Annotated in this window: 16 protein-coding genes; 8 read left to right on the top strand and 8 right to left on the bottom strand. The window is 37.7% G+C overall.

All coding sequences use genetic code 11. From position 1 onward, the window contains the following. Positions 1 to 41 precede the first annotated feature (41 nt). Complete coding sequence (gene clpP / locus CBF30_RS05780) at positions 42 to 638, top strand: ATP-dependent Clp endopeptidase proteolytic subunit ClpP (RefSeq protein ID WP_126823627.1); 597 nt, start codon at positions 42 to 44, stop codon at positions 636 to 638. Positions 639 to 656: 18 nt separating this feature from the next. Next, a complete protein-coding gene (locus CBF30_RS05785; protein WP_126823629.1) occupies positions 657 to 1,175 on the top strand; it encodes a thioredoxin domain-containing protein in 519 nt (172 codons plus the stop codon). A 68-nt stretch (positions 1,176 to 1,243) separates the two neighbouring features. Here CBF30_RS05785 and CBF30_RS05790 read toward each other — a convergent pair whose 3' ends face one another. From CBF30_RS05790 to uvrB, 6 genes are all read right to left on the bottom strand, one after another. After that, positions 1,244 to 1,993, bottom strand: a complete 750-nt coding sequence (locus tag CBF30_RS05790) for a MurR/RpiR family transcriptional regulator (RefSeq protein WP_281273581.1) — start codon at positions 1,991 to 1,993, stop codon at positions 1,244 to 1,246. Between the two features lie 208 nt (positions 1,994 to 2,201). Next, complete coding sequence (gene whiA, locus CBF30_RS05795; protein WP_126823633.1) at positions 2,202 to 3,134, bottom strand: DNA-binding protein WhiA; 933 nt, start codon at positions 3,132 to 3,134, stop codon at positions 2,202 to 2,204. A 21-nt stretch (positions 3,135 to 3,155) separates the two neighbouring features. Continuing rightward, the gene (locus CBF30_RS05800) at positions 3,156 to 4,148 is read right to left on the bottom strand and encodes a gluconeogenesis factor YvcK family protein (RefSeq protein WP_126823635.1); all 993 of its coding nucleotides are present in this window, start codon (positions 4,146 to 4,148) and stop codon (positions 3,156 to 3,158) included. Beyond that, positions 4,145 to 5,032, bottom strand: a complete 888-nt coding sequence (rapZ, locus tag CBF30_RS05805; protein ID WP_126823637.1) for an RNase adapter RapZ — start codon at positions 5,030 to 5,032, stop codon at positions 4,145 to 4,147. Before rapZ ends, CBF30_RS05800 begins: the two co-directional genes overlap by 4 nt. Positions 5,033 to 5,167: 135 nt before the next feature. Continuing rightward, a complete protein-coding gene (gene uvrA, locus CBF30_RS05810) occupies positions 5,168 to 7,993 on the bottom strand; it encodes an excinuclease ABC subunit UvrA (protein ID WP_126823639.1) in 2,826 nt (941 codons plus the stop codon). A gap of 20 nt (positions 7,994 to 8,013) precedes the next feature. Further along, positions 8,014 to 10,008: an excinuclease ABC subunit UvrB gene (gene uvrB / locus CBF30_RS05815; RefSeq protein WP_126823641.1), complete on the bottom strand. Its 1,995-nt coding sequence runs from the start codon at positions 10,006 to 10,008 to the stop codon at positions 8,014 to 8,016. A gap of 251 nt (positions 10,009 to 10,259) precedes the next feature. Here uvrB and CBF30_RS05820 point away from each other — a divergent pair, with 251 nt between their 5' ends. The 6 genes from CBF30_RS05820 (at position 10,260) to fni (ending at position 16,711) form a co-directional block, all read left to right on the top strand. Further along, positions 10,260 to 11,705, top strand: a complete 1,446-nt coding sequence (locus tag CBF30_RS05820) for an amino acid ABC transporter substrate-binding protein/permease (protein ID WP_126823643.1) — start codon at positions 10,260 to 10,262, stop codon at positions 11,703 to 11,705. Further along, the gene (locus CBF30_RS05825; RefSeq protein ID WP_126823645.1) at positions 11,698 to 12,435 is read left to right on the top strand and encodes an amino acid ABC transporter ATP-binding protein; all 738 of its coding nucleotides are present in this window, start codon (positions 11,698 to 11,700) and stop codon (positions 12,433 to 12,435) included. The genes CBF30_RS05820 and CBF30_RS05825 overlap by 8 nt, the downstream gene beginning before the upstream one ends. 169 nt (positions 12,436 to 12,604) lie before the next feature. Next, positions 12,605 to 13,549 carry a mevalonate kinase gene (gene mvk / locus CBF30_RS05830; protein WP_245975017.1) on the top strand — a complete coding sequence of 315 codons (945 nt, stop codon included), beginning with the start codon at positions 12,605 to 12,607 and terminating at the stop codon, positions 13,547 to 13,549. Then, the gene (gene mvaD, locus CBF30_RS05835; protein ID WP_126823649.1) at positions 13,546 to 14,562 is read left to right on the top strand and encodes a diphosphomevalonate decarboxylase; all 1,017 of its coding nucleotides are present in this window, start codon (positions 13,546 to 13,548) and stop codon (positions 14,560 to 14,562) included. Before mvk ends, mvaD begins: the two co-directional genes overlap by 4 nt. Further along, complete coding sequence (locus CBF30_RS05840; RefSeq protein WP_126823651.1) at positions 14,559 to 15,629, top strand: phosphomevalonate kinase; 1,071 nt, start codon at positions 14,559 to 14,561, stop codon at positions 15,627 to 15,629. Before mvaD ends, CBF30_RS05840 begins: the two co-directional genes overlap by 4 nt. Before the next feature lie 26 nt (positions 15,630 to 15,655). Further along, positions 15,656 to 16,711: a type 2 isopentenyl-diphosphate Delta-isomerase gene (gene fni, locus CBF30_RS05845; protein ID WP_126823653.1), complete on the top strand. Its 1,056-nt coding sequence runs from the start codon at positions 15,656 to 15,658 to the stop codon at positions 16,709 to 16,711. A 263-nt stretch (positions 16,712 to 16,974) separates the two neighbouring features. Here fni and CBF30_RS05850 read toward each other — a convergent pair whose 3' ends face one another. Both CBF30_RS05850 and CBF30_RS05855 read right to left on the bottom strand, forming a co-directional pair. Continuing rightward, positions 16,975 to 17,490, bottom strand: coding sequence for a hypothetical protein (locus CBF30_RS05850; RefSeq protein ID WP_126823655.1), 516 nt, complete (start codon positions 17,488 to 17,490; stop codon positions 16,975 to 16,977). A 284-nt stretch (positions 17,491 to 17,774) separates the two neighbouring features. Beyond that, positions 17,775 to 18,962, bottom strand: a complete 1,188-nt coding sequence (locus CBF30_RS05855; protein ID WP_126823657.1) for a MalY/PatB family protein — start codon at positions 18,960 to 18,962, stop codon at positions 17,775 to 17,777. Positions 18,963 to 19,017: the final 55 nt, after the last annotated feature.

A 19,017-nucleotide genomic window follows, 5' to 3' on the forward strand; every position in this document is an offset into this window, starting at 1 on the left:
TTAAAATGAGGAAGATTTCTTATCTTAAGGAGGATCCTACAATGAATTTAATTCCTACAGTAATTGAGCAGTCCGCTCGAGGCGAACGCGCTTATGATATTTATTCAAGACTATTAAAAGATCGTATCATTATGTTAAGTGGAGCGATTGACGATAACGTTGCAAATTCCGTTATTGCTCAGCTTCTATTTTTAGATGCACAAGATTCAGAAAAAGACATTTTTATTTATATCAACTCTCCAGGAGGAAGTGTTTCTGCTGGACTTGCCATTTACGATACCATGAATTTTGTCAAAGCAGACGTTCAAACCATCGTACTAGGGATGGCTGCTTCTATGGGAAGTTTCTTACTTACTGCTGGTACAAAAGGCAAACGTTTCGCATTACCTAATGCAGAAATCATGATTCATCAACCGCTTGGTGGTGCTCAAGGACAAGCAGCTGAAATCGAAATTGCTGCAAAACATATTCTAAACACACGAGAACGTTTAAATAAAATTTTGGCTGAACGTACTGGACAACCTTTAGAAGTCATTGAACGCGATACAGACCGTGACAACTTTATGACGCCTGAACAAGCAAAAGAATACGGTTTGATTGATGAAGTAATGATCAATAGTTCTGGGCTTAATGCCTAATCAAAAGGAGCGATAGTCATGGATACAAGTGTCATTCAACCCAAATTTGTAACAGATACTGTTGGCATTAAGATTGGACAATCTAATGCACCCATAAAGTTGATTGAATTTATCAATTTACGTTGCCCTTTTTGTAAAAAATGGTTCACAGAATCAAAAGAAATACTTGATGATGCTCTAAAAAAAGGCAAAGTCCAACGTGTAATCAAACTTTTAGATAAGGATAAAGAATCCTTACAACGGGGAAATGTGATGCATCATCATGTTCCAGCTCAAGCGCCTGACTTAGCCTATGTGGCAATTGAAAAGATTTTTGCGGTCCAAGATGAATGGGCAGAGCAGTCTCTGACAGACGTTGCAGACTATGCAGAAAATAAACTGGGCTTACCCTTTTGTGAAGACCAAGTTTTAAGTACTAGCATTCGTAAAGAAGCTGAGCAGGCAACGATTCAATTTGTTCCAACCTTAATCATTGGAGAGACGATTTTTGATGAATCCCTCTCTCTTGAAGAACTAGTCCAACTCATCGAGCAATAAAAAGAAAGAGCCTGAAAGATAACTAAAAAGTTATCTTTCAGGCTCTTTCTTTTTATGTTTCTTTTAACTTATTCATCAAATAAGATAAACTCTCGGTACTTGTAAGCAAAAATGGATAGGATAATATTAAGTCCAATCATCGATATTCTATGACTGCCTCCTTGTGCTGGGACATCACTTACTTCGTAGTATAACTGAAACTTGGAATGTGTACTCAAAAAGCTCTTACCAAAAGCGGTAACGGAGCAAATAGGTACCTTACTCATGTTTAGATACTTGATTGTATTTTTTATTGCGGGTGTATTTCCGCTTAAAGAAGTAATGATTACCATATCCTCAGAATTTAAGGTTTGGCTGATGATTTCGAAATTGGTTTCACCAGAAATCAAAAAGTTGGTTCGTCCAGATAAAAAAAGGCTATTGGCGAACTCCTTAGAATAATTATTTTGCGTAAAACCGGTTGCATAAATAAATAGCCCTCTTGCATTTTTTATTTTATCTAATAAAGGATAAAAATTGACTTGCTCAGAGTAAAGAAAGGTCTCATTGATGACGTCTTTAAGTCCGCTGATTAAATCTGTTGGCTCTGTCGCTACTTGCTTCATCTCTTGCGCAATCGCATACTTCATTTCAGCAAAGCCGCGAAACCCTAATTTTTGAGCCAAGCGAGAGACGGAGCTTTTGGATGACAATGTTTGTTCGGCAAATTCCACTGCAGACATGTTTATTACCTCGTGCTTATGTTCTTTGATATAAAAAGACATTTCTTTTTCATTATCAGTTAGTAAATCAAAATTTAGCTTTACTTGGTCAGCCACTAGACACTTTGGGCTAGACTTCAAATCATAGGGCGAATTCCCAAGTGAAGTCTTCCTAATGGGTAAAAAAAATGTACAAAAAAGTAGAATCACTTTTTTATACATTTTCACTTTCAGTATTATTACATGCAGTCAATGACTTAATAGATTCCTTTTTATGTAAAGAATCTAGTAGGTTTCAAGCAATGTGCTTTATGGACAATACTTTTTATTCTTCTTTTTTTAACTTTTCTGCATACTCATTTAGTTTTCGAATTCGATGATTGATGCCTGACTTTGATATAGGCCCACTCGGTGCAGCCTCGCCCAACTCTTTCAGACTTAAATCTGGGTATGCTAGTCTTAACTCTGCAATCTCTTTAAGTTTTTCAGGTAAGGCTTCCAAACCAACTGACTGTGCGATAAATTGAATATTTTCAACTTGTTTAGAAGCCGCATCAATCGTTTTATTTAAATTTGCGGTTTCACAATTAACAAGGCGATTAACAGAATTTCTCATGTCTCTTACAATTCGAACATCTTCGAATTTTAACATTGAATTGGTTGCACCAATTAGAGTTAAAAAATCCGCAATCTTTTCTGCTTCTTTTAAGTAGGAAATATAACCATTTCTTCTTTCTAACGTTCGGGCATTTAACCCATAATAATTCAACATATCACAAATATCTTGATTGTGTTCTTCGTATAATGAGTAGATTTCTAAATGATAGCGGCTTGTTTCTGGATTATTAACGGATCCCCCCGCCAAAAAAGCTCCTCTTAAGTACGAGCGCATTTTTTGGGCATTTCCCATAATCGAAGAAGAAACATGGGTGACAAACATCATGCCATCCATGATATCCAAATCCATCAAAATATTTTGTGTATCTTGTTTTAGACGAACAATATATATATTATTTTTTTTGAGTTTCATTTTTCGGCGCACTAGCAACTCACTTCTGACTTGATAATGATCTTTTAATAAACTATACAATCTTCTAGCAATCGCTGCATTTTCAGTTTGAACGTTTAAAATCATTTGGCGATTTGCAAGTGAGACTGCACCATTCATCTTGATCAAAGCAGCTAGTTCCGCCTTGGCGTGTTCTTTATGAACTTCAAGAGTGGTTAGCTCCTTTTTTACATCAGAGGCATACGACACTGGTCTATCTCCTTTCTATCACTAATACGATGTCCCAAATACTAAACGAAAGAGCTCCTCCACTACTTTTTGGCCATCATGAAATACACCGCCATTTTTAAGCTCGAGAAAATCCGCCGATATGACACGACACCCCTGTTCCCTAAGTCCATTAAAATCATGTGCGACTTGAACTAAGTATTCATCATATTTTTCTGCATTCATATAGCCTTGAGGTACTTTTTCGGTATTTACTAAAACCGTATTGATAAAAGGAGTTTTCAAATGATGATTTAAGACCCGGATATGATCTGCATCAGAAAAGTATTCCGTTTCGCCTTTTTGTGTCATTATATTACAAATATAGACTACTTCTGCCTTAGTTTTTTTGATTGATTCCGCAATTTCTTCGATGACTAAATTGGGCAAAATACTCGTGTACAGACTTCCTGGACCAAGTACAATCATATCTGCTTCTTCAATTGCAGTTACGACTTTTCTTGAGGCAATTGGTTTTTCAGCATTATAGGTATTGGTTACATATACGTAATCAATCTGCTTACGTTCTAAAGCGATTTTAGATTCTCCTGATTCTTCAGTTCCATCTTTATATTTCGCATGTAAGGTCAAAGAATTTTCAGAGGCTGGATAGATATGCCCATCCACATGCATAATTTTAGAGAGTAACTGAATGGCTTCATAAGTGCTATTTCTCATTTCAGAAAGTGCTGCAATAATCAAATTACCAATTGTATGATCCGCCAAAAATTGATCCTCTTGCTTAAAGCGATATTGAAAAATATCTTCATAGATTTGTGGCATATCCGAAAGAGCAACCAATACATTTCTTAAGTCACCCGGAGGTGCTATATTGATACTCTCTCTCAGCTTGCCACTGCTTCCCCCATCGTCGGCTACCGTCACAATCGCCGTGATATCTGCACTTTGATCTCTCAAACTTTTTAGTATTACGGGTAATCCTGTCCCACCACCGATGATGACAATCTTGGGTTTTCGGATTCTATATGTTTTCATGAACGATTCACCGTCTCTTTTCGCTTCGCTTTATCTCGGTGGGTAATATTGACGTGATACTCATTGCCCAGTTCTTTCCCCATTCGTTCAGCAAGTGCGACAGAGCGATGTTGCCCGCCAGTACAGCCAATAGCAATGGTCACGTTATTTTTTCCTTCTTTTTTATATCCAGGTAGAATGCTATCAATCAGTGCTTTAAATTTATGATAAAACTCTTGTGTTTCAGCAAAACTCATAACATAGTCATACACGGGTGCATCTTGCCCGTTTAAAGGTCGTAGCGCATCCACATAATGAGGATTCGGTAAGAAACGAACATCCATGACAATATCTGCATCAATAGGAAGACCGTATTTAAACCCAAAAGAGAGCATCTCTACTCTAAAAGTATGGGTATCTGTGGTTTTAAACTCTTTCATAATCCGCTCACGTAGTTCTCTTGGAGCTAAGGAAGTCGTATTAATGATTGTCTGTGCATACACTTTCGTTTCTTCAAGAAGCGCTCTTTCTTTTCGGATACCTTCTGTTACAAGCCCGTCCATGGCTAGCGGGTGTGTTCTTCTTGTTTCTTTGTATCTTGAAACGAGTTCTTCATCCGTCGCATCTAAAAATAAAACTCGCGTATTGATAAAACTAGTATTTTCTAACTCAATTAACATCGCTTGGATTTCTTGGAAAAATGCTCGGGAACGAAGATCAATAACAAGCGCAATTTTGCTAACTTTGCCTGATTCTTTGATTAATTCCCAAAATTTGGGAACAAGGCTTGGAGGCATATTGTCGATACAAAAAAAACCCATATCTTCAAAACTCTGCATGGCAACGGTTTTGCCTGCTCCACTCATTCCTGTAATAATGACTAATTCTAAGTGATCTGTCGTCATATACTCGCCCTCCTTCTTTATTCCTACTCATTATAACACACCCGGGCGTATCATTGTGTGTGAATTTACTTGGAAGAAACTTACTACTAAAAAAAGCGCTTGAAACAAGTCTTTCTTGCTCCAAGCGCCTCCTTTTTATTTGGCTTTTAAAATTTTTTTCAAATAGCTTCCAGTATAGCTTTCTTTTACTTTAATTATTTCTTCAGGCGTTCCTGTAGCGACGATTGTCCCCCCGCCAGCGCCTCCTTCTGGCCCTAAATCAATAATATGATCCGCAGTTTTGATAACATCCAGATTATGTTCAATTACTAAAACTGTATTTCCTGCATCTACCAATCGATTTAAGACAACTAGTAGTCTTGCAATATCATCTGTATGTAGTCCAGTTGTCGGCTCATCTAGAATATAGAAACTTTTCCCAGAAGATTTTTTATGCAGTTCACTTGCTAATTTCATCCGCTGCGCTTCACCACCTGATAAAGTAGTGGCTGGCTGTCCTAACGTAACATACCCTAGGCCAACGTCAACAATTGTTTGTAATTTTCGTTGAATCTTAGGAATGTGCTCGAAAAAGACAACCGCTTTTTCAACTGTCATATCCAAAATTTCTGCAATGTTTTTTCCTTTATAATGAACTTCTAAGGTTTCAGAATTATAACGTTTCCCATGGCAAACTTCGCATGGAACATATACATCTGGTAGAAAGTGCATTTCAATTTTTAAGATTCCATCTCCACGACATGCTTCACAGCGTCCACCTTTTACATTGAAACTAAAGCGGCCCTTTTTATAACCTCTGATCTTTGCCTCGTTTGTTTTAGCAAACAAATCGCGAATATCGTCAAAAACACTTGTATAGGTTGCCGGATTACTACGAGGAGTCCGACCAATAGGACTCTGGTCAATGTCAATAATCTTCTCAATTTCCTCGTACCCAGTTATTTTTTTATATTTGCCTGGCTTGGCCGAATTCCGATTGATTTTTTGGGCTAGTACTTTTTTTAAAATTTGATTGACTAGAGTACTTTTCCCAGAACCGGAAACCCCAGTCACCGCTACTAGCTCTCCTAGCGGAAACTTCACCGTAATATTTTTTAGGTTGTTTTCACTAGCGCCTGAAATTTGAATCGCCTTTCCGTTGCCTTTTCGCCTTTCTTGAGGAATTCCTATCGCTTTTTTTCCTGATAAATATTGTCCCGTCAAAGAATGAGGATTTTTTTCAACTTCAAGCGGGGTGCCCGCGGCTATTACTTCGCCACCCTTAGCCCCTGCACCAGGACCAATATCAATGAGGTAATCTGCTTCGCGCATTGTGTCTTCATCATGCTCAACAACAATTAGTGTATTGCCTAAGTCTCTCATTTTCTTAAGAGAAGCAATCAGACGATCATTGTCTCGCTGATGCAGGCCAATCGAAGGCTCATCCAGAATATAAAGGACACCTGATAGATTGGATCCAATTTGCGTAGCTAGCCTAATACGTTGGGCTTCTCCTCCTGATAAAGTTCCAGCCGTTCTGCTTAGCGTTAAATAATCTAGGCCCACATTTTGTAAAAATGACAGGCGGTCTAACACTTCTTTTAGTATTGGACGTGCAATCGCCAATTCATGCTCTTTTAGCTGCAAATCTTTGAAAAAGTCCGCTGCATCAGAAATTGAGAGATTGCTGACTTCCCCCAAATGCTTTTGGTTAATTTTCACACACAATGCTTGCGGATTCAGGCGATAACCATGACACGTTTGACAGGGTAATTCTGTCATATATTGTTTCATTTGATCTCTGGTAAAATCACTATTTGTTTCGTGGTATCTTCGCGTGATATTTGGCAGAACCCCTTCAAAAGGCACTTCTACATCACGAATTCCACCGAAATCATTTTCATAGTGAAACTTAAAGATTTGCCCATTGGAACCATTCAACACGAGAGCTTGATCTGTTTCGGATAACTTTTCAAAAGGAACGTCCATATCGATAGAAAAAGTTTTACAGGCTTGCGTCAGCATTTGTGGGTAATAGTTGGAACTAATTGGATTCCATGGAAGAATGGCCCCTTCGTTTAATGTTTTGCTTGGATCTGGAACAACCAAGTCTACATCTACTTCTAGTTTCATCCCCAAACCATCACATTCACTACAGGCACCAAATGGCGCATTAAACGAAAACAATCGAGGTTCGAGTTCTCCGACAGTAAAGCCACATAAAGGACAAGAATAGTGCTCGCTAAAGACTAGTTCCTCCTGACCTATGACATCAACAACAACACGTCCTTCTGCGAGATGGAGGGCGCTTTCTAAAGATTCGAATAAGCGTGAGCGAACCCCGTCTTTAACGATAATCCGGTCAATGACAATTTCGATTGTGTGTTTTTTATTTTTCTCAAGCTCTGGCACTTCTGTGATATCATAAATCACCTTATCCACACGAACACGCACAAATCCCTCACGCTTTACTTTTTCGATTATTTTTTTATGTTGGCCTTTTTTTGCAGAAATAATTGGCGCTAAAATTTGCAATTTAGATTTTTCTGGTAAACTCAAAATTCTTTCAACCATTTGATCTACAGACTGGCTGCTGATCTCCATCCCATCATTAGGACAAATTGGATGCCCCACTCGCGCGTAAAGTAAGCGCAAATAATCGTTGATTTCTGTAGCTGTTCCAACTGTTGAACGGGGATTTCGACTGGTAGTCTTTTGATCAATCGAAATCGCTGGACTCAACCCATCAATACTATCCACATCGGGCTTGTCCATTTGACCTAAAAATTGTCTAGCATAGGCAGATAAACTCTCTACATACCGTCTTTGTCCCTCAGCATAGAGCGTATCAAAAGCTAAGGAGCTTTTCCCAGAACCGGAAAGCCCCGTCACTACAACTAATTTATCTCTTGGAATTGTCACATCAATATTTTTTAAATTATGCGCTCGAGCACCATGAATTTGAATTTTATCATTTGCCACTACACATCACCACTTTCTTCTTATTTACTTGATTTCAAATCTAGTACAACATCTCTCAGTGAAGCAGCTTCTTCAAAATCAAGTGCTTTTGCTGCTGCGCGCATTTCTTCTTCTAATTTATGAATCAACACTTCTTTTTCATCTGCTGAAAGGTTGCTGTAATCCAAGTCTTCCTCTTCAATATCTAACTCTTCAACTGCTTTAGATATCTGAATCTTGTCACGAATTGCTTTAATAATCGTTGTAGGCACGATTCCGTGTTTCTCATTATACGCCTCTTGAATAGAGCGTCTTCTCGACGTTTCATCCATTGCTTTTTGCATCGATTCTGTTATGCGATCTGCATACATAATCACTCGACCATCAGCATTTCTTGCAGCTCGACCAATCGTTTGGACAAGGGAGCGCTCACTACGTAAAAAGCCCTCTTTATCAGCATCCAGAATGGCTACCAGCGAAACTTCTGGGACATCTAGTCCTTCTCTTAATAAGTTGATGCCAATTAAGACATCAAATTCTCCCAAACGTAATTCCCGAATAATTTCTGTTCGCTCTAAAGTTTTAATATCGCTATGCAAATAGTTTACTTTGATTCCAAGTTCTTTCAAATAATCCGTCAAATCCTCTGACATTTTCTTCGTCAATGTCGTGATAAAGACGCGTTCATTTTTTTCAATCCGCTGATTGATTTCCCCAACCAAATCGTCTATTTGCCCCATAATAGGACGCACCTCAATCAATGGATCTAATAATCCTGTCGGACGAATAATTTGCTGAATCACTTGATCCGTACGTTCCATTTCATAAGGTCCTGGAGTTGCCGAAACATAGATAATTTGATTGACATGCTCTTCAAATTCACTTAATTTTAGTGGACGATTGTCTAGTGCACTTGGCAAACGAAATCCATGATCAATCAACATTTGTTTGCGCGCCTGATCGCCGTTAAACATGCCTCTAATTTGTGGCAAAGAAACATGCGACTCATCTGCGACAATTAAAAAATCCTTTGGAAAGAAATCCAAAAGTGTGTATGGCGCTTCGCCTTTTTGTCTACCATCCATATGTCTTGAATAATTTTCAATTCCAGAGCAATACCCCATCTCACGCATCATCTCAATATCGTAATTGGTCCGTTGCTCTAAGCGCTGTGCTTCGAGTAATTTCTCTTCTGCTCGTAATGTGTTTAACTGTTCTTTTAGCTCTGCTTGTATCTCTGCAATCGCATGTTCCATATGCGCTTCATTGGTCAAAAAGTGAGTAGCCGGAAAAATAGCAACATGCTCTCTTTCGCCAACGATTTCTCCCGTTAAGGCATCTACTTCTCTAATTTTTTCGATTTCATCACCAAAAAACTCAACACGCAGTGCTTTTTCATCTCTTGATGCTGGAAAAATTTCTACTACATCTCCACGAACTCGAAAACGACCACGTTGGAAATCAATATCATTGCGCTCAAATTGAATTTTCACAAGCTCTTCTAGTAATTGACCGCGTTCTTTTTCCATGCCAACACGGAGCGAAAGGACTTGATCCCGATACTCTTTTGGATCTCCCAAACCATAGATACACGAAACAGAAGCGACTACAATCACGTCTTCTCTTTCAAGTAAGGAGCTTGTTGCAGAGTGTCGTAACTTGTCAATTTCGTCATTGACACTGGCATCTTTTTCTATATAGGTGTCGCTAGAAGGGACATAAGCCTCTGGTTGATAATAATCATAATAGCTGACAAAATATTCAACAGCATTATTAGGGAAGAACTCTTTTAGCTCGGTATACAATTGACCGGCCAATGTTTTATTGTGTGCAAGGACTAATGTAGGCTTGTTGACCTCTTTAATTACGTTGGAGATTGTAAAGGTCTTTCCCGTTCCTGTTGCACCAAGTAGAATCTGCTCTTTACAATGATTTTTTAGATTGTTTACTAATTTTTTTATTGCCTCGGGCTGATCTCCTTCTGGTTGATACTTGGATACTAAATCAAATTGATGCTCAGTTTTATGTTGAATCAACTTATTCCCTCCTAAATTTTTATTTTTGAAATAAAAATAGCCACACTACTCATCTTTCAATTCGTTTTTAATTTTATCACACCGAACATATTTTCGCTAGAAATAACTTTTTCGCGTCAAAACAAGCTTTGATGTCAGCTTTTATCTCATTATAAACAAGTTTTTAATGAGAAATTCATTAAAAACTTGAAATTTCCCTCATATTTATTTTATAATTAGACGATATTCGGAATTAAATTAGGAGGAACATTATGAAGAAGAAAAATATGAAGGGATATTTCCTAGCATTCTTTGCCTGTATGTTTTGCTTTTTATTTGGAGCAAAAGTCAGTAATGCTGCTGAAACATATGTTATCGGGACTGACATAACCTTTGCCCCATTTGAATTTCAAAATTCCAGTAATGAGTATGTCGGTATTGACATCGACCTGCTTAATGCCATTGCAAAAGATCAAGGTTTTTCTGTAAAAATCAAAGCAGTTGGCTTTGATGCAGCTGTACAACAGGTTCAAGCAGGGCAACTCGATGGGATGATTGCCGGAATGACTATTACGGAAGATCGAAAAAAAGCATTTGATTTTTCAACACCGTATTTTGACAGTGGGATTGTCATGGCTGTTTCTAAGACCAATAAATCGGTTAAAGAATATTCTGATTTAAAAGGAAAAACAGTTGGTGCGAAAGTTGGAAGTGAAAGTGCCGATTTTATTCAAAAGAACAAAGATAAATACGGATATAAAGTTAAATTAATCGATACGAGTGATACCCTTTACCAAATGGTGCAAAGCGGGAACTTAGATGCAGTATTTGATGACTATCCTGTTATTGGATATGCGATTAAGCAAGGACAACCACTGAAAATGGTCACACAAAAAGAAAAAGGTGGTAGCTATGGATTTGCTGTGAAAAAAGGGCAAAACCAAGAGTTGTTAGAAAAGTTTAATGCTGGTTTGAAAAAGCTTAAAACAAATGGCGAATACCAAAAAATTGTCAATAAATATGTGGACTCCAATGCAAGTTCTTCAAAAACGGTTGATGAGACAACTTATGCTGGTCTTATAAAAAATAATTACAAGTCATTGTTGTCTGGTTTAGGTAAAACTTTGGGTCTAACCTTTGTTTCCTTTATTATTGCAACGATAATCGGAGTCCTCCTAGGGCTGTTCAATGTTTCTGATAGTAAAATTTTACGTTTTATCGCAACTTTTTACATTGATATCATTCGAGGCATTCCACTACTTGTATTAGCAATGTTCATCTTTATTGGTTTGCCAAACTTAACAGGTATTAAAATCAATGAAATGGTTGCAGGTGTTGTGACCCTTAGTTTAAATGCGGGTGCATACATCGCAGAGATTGTTCGTGGAGGAATCAAAGCTGTCCCAAATGGCCAAAATGAAGCCGCTCGTTCACTTGGACTTTCTTATGGCAAAACCATGCAGAAAATCATTTTACCACAAGCAATTAAGATTATGATTCCATCATTTATTAACCAATTTGTTATTTCGTTAAAAGATACAACAATTTTATCTGCAATCGGATTAGTTGAACTGCTCCAAACTGGTAAAATTATTATCGCTCGAAACTTGCAGAGTTTTAAAGTTTACTTAATTATTTCAGTCATTTACATCGTAGTGATCACAATCTTAACCAAATTATCCAATATTCTTGAAAGGAGAGTCCAAAAAAATGGCTAAAAAAGTAATAGTTGAAAACTTGATTAAAAAATATGGCGATAATACCGTTCTTCGTGGCATCAATACGTCCATTGATGATGGTGAAGTTGTCTGTGTCATCGGGCCTTCTGGTTCTGGTAAAAGTACCTTCTTGCGTTGCTTAAATCGCTTAGAAGAGCCAACAAGTGGGACAATTTTGGTTGATGATTTTGATCTAACAGATAAGAAAACCGATATCAACCTAGTTCGTCAAAATATTGGTATGGTTTTCCAACATTTTAATTTATTTCCGCACTTAAGCGTTCTAGATAATATTACCTTAGCACCAATAGATTTAAATAAAGAATCCAAAGAAGAAGCGGAAAAAACTGCCTTAGAATTACTCGAAATGGTAGGATTAAGTGATAAAAAAGATGTCTACCCTGCTTCTCTTTCAGGAGGACAACAACAGCGGGTTGCGATTGCGAGAGCCCTTGCAATGAAACCTGATATCATGCTGTTCGATGAACCAACCTCAGCGCTTGACCCTGAAATGGTGGGCGATGTACTTGAAGTCATGAAAAAGCTTGCTCATCAAGGAATGACCATGGTCATCGTTACGCATGAAATGGGCTTTGCTAAAGAAGTAGCTCACCGAGTTATTTTTACAGATGGGGGCAACTTTATCGAAGAGGGCTCGCCAAAAGATATTTTTGAAAATCCTCAAAATGAACGAACCAAGAGCTTTCTACAAAAAGTTCTGAATATTTAAGAATTTCTTAAAGACCACATGAAAATGTGGTCTTTTTTTCTTTTTTTTCTAAAAATTAGGCAAATAGCGAGATTTTTTTCTTCTTATCTATTAAACTATAAAGGTGGCTTTGCATATAAAAAAAATACCCCGTTATAAAAAATGGAAAACAGAAAGAGATGGATACACTTTGACAAGAATTATTACAGGAGAAGCACACGGAAAAATCATTTTACTTGGAGAACATTCTGTTGTGTACGGGGAACCTTCGATTGCCATTCCGTTCCCTGCCACTAATCTTCAAGTTCACTTGAGTGCTACTGAAAAAGAGTATCTGATTCATTGTGATTTTTACCAAGGATTAGTAGCTGAAATGCCTGAGCTTTTGGATAGCCTGCAAACCTTGATTCATTTGTGTCTCCAAGAATTAGATCCTAGACATGCTGTCCCTTTTCGTTTAGAGATTCAAAGTTCAATCCCAGCCGAGCGTGGCATGGGGTCAAGTGCTGCTGTTTCTGTAGCAACGGTTAGATCCATTTATAAATTTTTTGGTCAAGAGCTGAAAAAAAGACAGTTGCTAGTGCTCGTAGAAGCTGCTGAAAAAATTACCCATGGCAATCCTAGCGGTCTAGATGCACTCATGACAAGTAGTCACGTCCCCTATTATTTCATAAAAAATAAAACCTGTACCCCACTTCCAATCAATTGTTCAGGAACGCTAATTGTAGCTGATACGGGGATTACAGGTCAGACAAGAGCTGCTGTTAAAAGTGTCGCGCAAAAGATTTCAGGAAAAGACCAGACCACGTATCAGCCAATGATTAAAGAGTTAGGTCTACTTGCTGCTAATGGGAAAAATTTTTTACTAAGTAATCAACCCAAACAATTAGGAAATACCCTCACCAAAGCACATACAATCCTTAGAAAATTAGGCGTTTCCAATGATTCATTAGATGACTTTGTTACAACATCTTTACAAAATGGTGCTTTAGGTGCTAAATTAACAGGTGGCGGTCGTGGCGGTTGTATGATTGCACTTGCCAAAGATCTGTCCACTGCTGAAACTATTACACAGGCCTTAAAAGAAAAAGGCGCCATTAAAACTTGGACTTATGAAATGAGTGAATATAATTGACACAAGGTACCGGACGCTGCCGAGCACACACTAATATTGCCTTAATCAAATATTGGGGAAAACAAGACGAACAACTATTTTTACCTATGAACAGCAGTCTTTCCCTGACGTTAAATGCTTTTTATACAGATACAAAAGTAACGCTTGATCAAGCTCTAAAGCAAGATGTTTTTTTGCTTAATCACCAAAAACAATCCGCGGAACAAACTCTAAAAATTTCTAATTTTTTGGATTTATTCAGACATAAGTATTCCATTTCCGCTAAAATATGTGTAGAAAGTATTAACCACGTCCCAACGGCCGCAGGGCTTGCTTCTTCTGCTTCTGCATTTGCTGCCTTAGCTGGTGCAATAAATGAGGCCGCTCGCTTAAACATCGGGTTACAAGAACTTTCAACTTTTGCCAGACGAGGCAGTGGTAGTGCTACTCGTAGTATTTTTGGTGGGTTTGTTGAATGGCAAAAAGGAACATGCTCTACGGACAGTTTTGCCATTCCGCTTGACGATGCCGCTTGGGACATTGGCATGCTAATCGTCGTTGTAAATCACCGTGAAAAAATAATTTCAAGTAGACAAGGAATGAAGCGAACCGTCGAAACCTCCCCCTTTTATCCTGCTTGGGTTAAAAGCAGTGAGAAAGATTTGGTTGAGATGAAAAAAGCCATCGTGACGAAAGATTTTTCAAAAATTGGAGAACTGGCAGAAAGTAGCGCGTTGAAGATGCATGCAACGATGCTTAGTGCCCAACCTCCTTTTACTTATTTTGAACCTGATAGCATTCGTGTCATCCAACGTGTCCAAGAACTACGAAAAAAAGGGTTGGAATGTTATCTCACGATGGATGCTGGCCCTAACGTAAAAATTCTTTGTCGTTTAACAGATATGGACAAACTAAAGCAAGAGCTCTCAACTGAATTTTCACAAGATCAAATGATTTTATCAGGTGTTGGTTCTGGTATTCATTCATTATCAGAAAACGAGTGGCTACTTAGTAAGAAAGGACTGAAATCATGATTCATGCAAGTGCGCCCGGAAAACTATATATTGCAGGCGAATATGCTGTAATTGAACCTGGACACCCTGCCATTATTGTGGCATTAGATCAATTTATTACCGTTCATCTTAAAGAGAGCAAACATCAAGGCTCTATCCGTTCTGGTCAATACGGAGGGTTATCCATTCCTTGGACTAGAAAAAATGGACAGCTACTAATTGATCAAAGAGAAAATCCTTTTGCTTATATTACTGAAGCTGTCTTAATTACAGAAGAATACGTAAAAGAATTAGGCATTTCTTTGCGCTTTTTCGATTTAGAAGTCGAAAGTGAATTAGACAATACGGATGGAAAAAAATATGGTCTTGGCTCGAGCGGTGCTGTAACAGTTGCGACAATCAAAGCTTTGCTCCTTTTTTATAAAATTCCATTTACATCAACTATTCTTTATAAATTAGCTGCGCTTGCCCATTTGTCGATTAAAAGTAATGGCTCTTTTGGAGATTTGGCGGCTAGTACTTTTGGTGGTTGGATTGCCTATTCGTGTTTTGATAAAAAATGGTTGAGTGAAGAAATTGAAAAAGTTTCTTTGCAAGTTTTACTTAAAGAAGACTGGCCCCAACTTAGAATTCAACCACTACTTCCGCCTGAGGATTTGAATCTTTTTATTGGATGGACAGGGACACCTGCTTCCACTACACAATTAGTGGACCTGATGAAAGCTGAAAAAAATGATATGCGTGACTTTTATCACCAATTTTTAGCTCAGAGCAAATCCTGCGTAGAAGGAATCATTAGTGCTTTTGGAAAACACGACTTGAAAGAAATTGAAAAAGGCATTCGTAAAAATCGATTGCTCTTGCAACAGCTTGCACAAAAAAGCGGGGTTCAAATTGAAACAAGCTTACTCAACAAGCTTTGCGAAATTGCCGAGTCTTTTGGCGGTACTGCTAAGTCTTCTGGTGCTGGGGGTGGCGATTGTGGCATCGTAGTAATGCATCAAAATTGCCAAATTCAACCGATGATTCAGTCTTGGGAAAAAAATGGCATTAAGAATCTCCCCCTTCATGTCTTTAGCAAACTATAAACTGCGATTTAGAAAGGACTTTTTAAATGACAGAAAACCGCAAAGATCAACATGTCGCCTTTGCTGAAAAATTTTATGATGCAGCGGCAGCATCTGATTTTGAAAGGGTACGCTTTATTCATCACTCTTTTTCTGAAACGAATAAAAAAAATGTAAGTCTGACAACACAACTTGTGAATACCACTCTTACTAGTCCTTTTTTCATTAATGGTATGACAGGTGGGTCAGATACAACAGCAAAGATAAATGAACAGCTCGCCATTGTCGCAAGAGAAACCAATTTAGCCATGGCTTCTGGTTCTGCCAGCATCACTCTGCGCGATGCTACTACGATGGATAGTTTCAAAATTATCCGTAAGACAAATCCACATGGGCTCATTTTTGCAAATATTGGCGCAGAACATCCGGTAGAGAACGCTAAAAGAGTGGTAGACTTATTGGAGGCGGATGCGCTTCAAGTGCACGTAAACGTCCCTCAAGAGCTTGTGATGCCTGAGGGAGGACGCGATTTTTCTGGATGGTTAACTAATATTGAAAAAATGGTCCGCTCTTTAGATGTTCCTATAATTGTCAAAGAAGTAGGATTTGGAATGGACAGCAAAACACTCCGTCAATTAGAAGTAGTTGGTGTTAAGACGGTGGATATTAGTGGCACAGGTGGAACAAATTTTGCCTCTATTGAAAATAGTCGACGAAAAGAAAAAGAATACAATTTTCTGGAAAACTGGGGTCAGTCTACCGCAATTTCATTGCTAGAGTCCCTATCACAACAAGCAAAGCTTGATATCATCGCTTCAGGAGGAATTCGTTCTGCTCTAGATATTGTGAAAGCATTGGCATTAGGTGCCAGTGCTGTAGGCGTTTCTGGTCAGTTTTTACACTGGATACTCAAAGACGGTGTAGACAAAACCATTCTCCATGTTCAAGAGTGGCAAGAACAAATACAAACGCTCATGACTTTATTAGGAGCAGAGTCAATTGCTCAACTTAGAAAAACAGATATCATGCTTAGTGGACACTTAATAGAATGGTGCCAAGCACGAGGGATTGATTGGACCGCCCTTGCTCAAAGAAGTGAGTGATCCATGCTTTCCGTTGGTTTTGAGTCCTTTATCCTATAACAACAAAAACTGATCCTCATCAATTGATGAAGGTCAGTTTTTTGTTGTTCTCTATTACTAAAAAATTACATTAGTTGGACTATCGCCAAGAGCACTGTCATCGTATCAAATGATTCAAAGCAACCTATCTTAAGGGATAACAGCAAGAAGAAAGAAAAGGAAGGACTGATTTTACTATGCAACCTTCCATGAGATTTCGCACACACACATTTTTCCGTTAATTTCTAAAGCACAATCCCTGAAACTTGCTCTTTTTTTCTATGCATAGAAAGATTTTCTTTTTGTTTCTTCGCTTGATTGTGGATGAGTGTAGCATAGATTGTTTTATCACTAAAAGTTGGTTTTAATCCATGATTCTCTTTACTCCTATCAAAAACTAACTTGGCATAAATCAATTCTTTCCCCTTATTTTGATAATTTTTTATCATTTTTTGTTGCAACCTTTCTCTTGTAGGTTTCGGTGCGATAGGTGGTTTTGGTCTAACTTTATTTTTACTAGTATTTGTCGCAACTGGAACTTTATAAGAGACGTTTAGCGAATCATACACCTTGATAGATTTATTTAACTTTTTGTTTATCTTTTTCATTTTTTTCATAATCTTTTCTTGTTCAATAGGAGTAGCTTGATTTTTTTGATCCCATAACCCTTCATACTTTGCTCTTAAATCATGAATTTTTTTTATTACATTTTTTTTGTACGTTGTCGTTTTAAATAATTGATGCAACCATTTTTTTATCATATCTTTTTCCTCCAATTTTCCTATGCTTTGTCCACTATATCTTATTTTTCTAGTATCCAAAAATCTTCATTTCTTTTTTTGTTAAATTATTGATTGGTTAAGCAATAGTAAATGCAATTTTGAAAGTAAAAATCTTTTTGTAACAGAACAGGATATGTTTCAATAAAAAAGATGTAATTGCACTAAAATATTAGGCAATTACATCTTTTTTTCGTTGATCAAAACTTATTTCTGGCTCAAATGACAACTACTCATGAGCCATATCCATTAGCTGTTCCTCTTTGTTACTTTTGAAGGTTCTCCACTATTTTATTCACCGCTTGCTGCACATATTCTGGTTTTGTCGCTAGATTTAAACGAACAAATCCTTTTGTATTAGGACTAAACCAACTGCCAAAGTCAACTGCCAATCCACATTTATCCTGAATAAACTCTTTTAGTTGCTTAGGCTCAACATACGCGCTTAAATCAAGCCAGGCCAGATAAGTTCCTTGACGATTGCTCAGCACAATCTGTGGGGCTTTCAGAGCTAGTGTCTCTTCTAAATAATCAAAGTTCGCATCTATGACTTCGAGCAATCCATCCAACCATTCTTTCCCACCACGATAGCTTGCTTCGGTTGCAATAACCCCCATCAAACTCGGTTCTGATTTTAAGTGAATGTTCGCATAGGCATCAAATTGAGCTCTTAATTGCTTATTAGGAATAACAATATGCGCATGAAGTAAACAGGCGAGATTAAAGGTTTTTGATGGTGCATTTAACACTATTAACTTATTAAAATAGCTAGCATCCAAATTTAATGCACTCGTGAATTGGACCCCTTTTTTCAAAATATCTTGATGGATTTCATCTGATACAATGAAGACATCATGTTTTTTACAAATACGTGCAATTTCAGTCAGTTCTTCTTTTGTCCAAACTTTTCCGACTGGATTGTGTGGCGAACATTGGATAAACAGCTTCACCTTTTCTTCGACAATTTTCCGCTCAAACTCCTCGAAATCTAAGGTATAATTGCCTTTTTCAGAATCCAGCTCCAAAGTAACAAGATGACGCTTTTGATCTTTTACTGCATTGAAAAAAGGATAATACACTGGCGTTAAAAATAATACACTATCGCCTTGCTCGGTAAACAAATCAATCATTGCATAAAACGCTTGTACAACTCCTTGTGAAAATCGAATCCATTCTTTTTTTAAACCCACACCATAACGTGAGTTTTGCCATTCAAAGTAAGCATCATAATAAGAATCTGGAATACAAGTATAACCAAATACTCCGTGTTCAATTCGTTCAATCATCGCTTCTCGTGTTGCTTTAGGAGCTTTAAATTCCATGTCCGCAATCCACATTGGAAGTAAATCTTTATTGCCAAACCGCTCTTGCAAACAATCCCATTTTAGACAATTTGTTTGCTTACGATCGATTCCATATTCTTCACAAAATGATTGAATTTTTCGACTATTCATTTTTTTGTCCCCCTAAAGTTTATTGCTTCCATTTTAGCATGTTCCTGATCAAAAT

This window comes from Vagococcus entomophilus, from assembly GCF_003987595.1.
GTDB lineage: Bacteria > Bacillota > Bacilli > Lactobacillales > Vagococcaceae > Vagococcus_E > Vagococcus_E entomophilus.

Bases quoted from the DNA above. Each gene is read 5' to 3' on its own strand.
- clpP (WP_126823627.1), top strand. From the start codon at position 42: ATGAATTTAATTCCTACAGTAATTGAGCAGTCCGCTCGAGGCGAACGC.
- CBF30_RS05785 (WP_126823629.1), top strand. From the start codon at position 657: ATGGATACAAGTGTCATTCAACCCAAATTTGTAACAGATACTGTTGGC.
- CBF30_RS05800 (WP_126823635.1), bottom strand. From the start codon at position 4,148: ATGAAAACATATAGAATCCGAAAACCCAAGATTGTCATCATCGGTGGT.
- rapZ (WP_126823637.1), bottom strand. From the start codon at position 5,032: ATGACGACAGATCACTTAGAATTAGTCATTATTACAGGAATGAGTGGA.
- CBF30_RS05820 (WP_126823643.1), top strand. From the start codon at position 10,260: ATGAAGAAGAAAAATATGAAGGGATATTTCCTAGCATTCTTTGCCTGT.
- CBF30_RS05825 (WP_126823645.1), top strand. From the start codon at position 11,698: ATGGCTAAAAAAGTAATAGTTGAAAACTTGATTAAAAAATATGGCGAT.
- CBF30_RS05840 (WP_126823651.1), top strand. From the start codon at position 14,559: ATGATTCATGCAAGTGCGCCCGGAAAACTATATATTGCAGGCGAATAT.
- fni (WP_126823653.1), top strand. From the start codon at position 15,656: ATGACAGAAAACCGCAAAGATCAACATGTCGCCTTTGCTGAAAAATTT.
- CBF30_RS05850 (WP_126823655.1), bottom strand. From the start codon at position 17,490: ATGATAAAAAAATGGTTGCATCAATTATTTAAAACGACAACGTACAAA.
- CBF30_RS05855 (WP_126823657.1), bottom strand. From the start codon at position 18,962: ATGAATAGTCGAAAAATTCAATCATTTTGTGAAGAATATGGAATCGAT.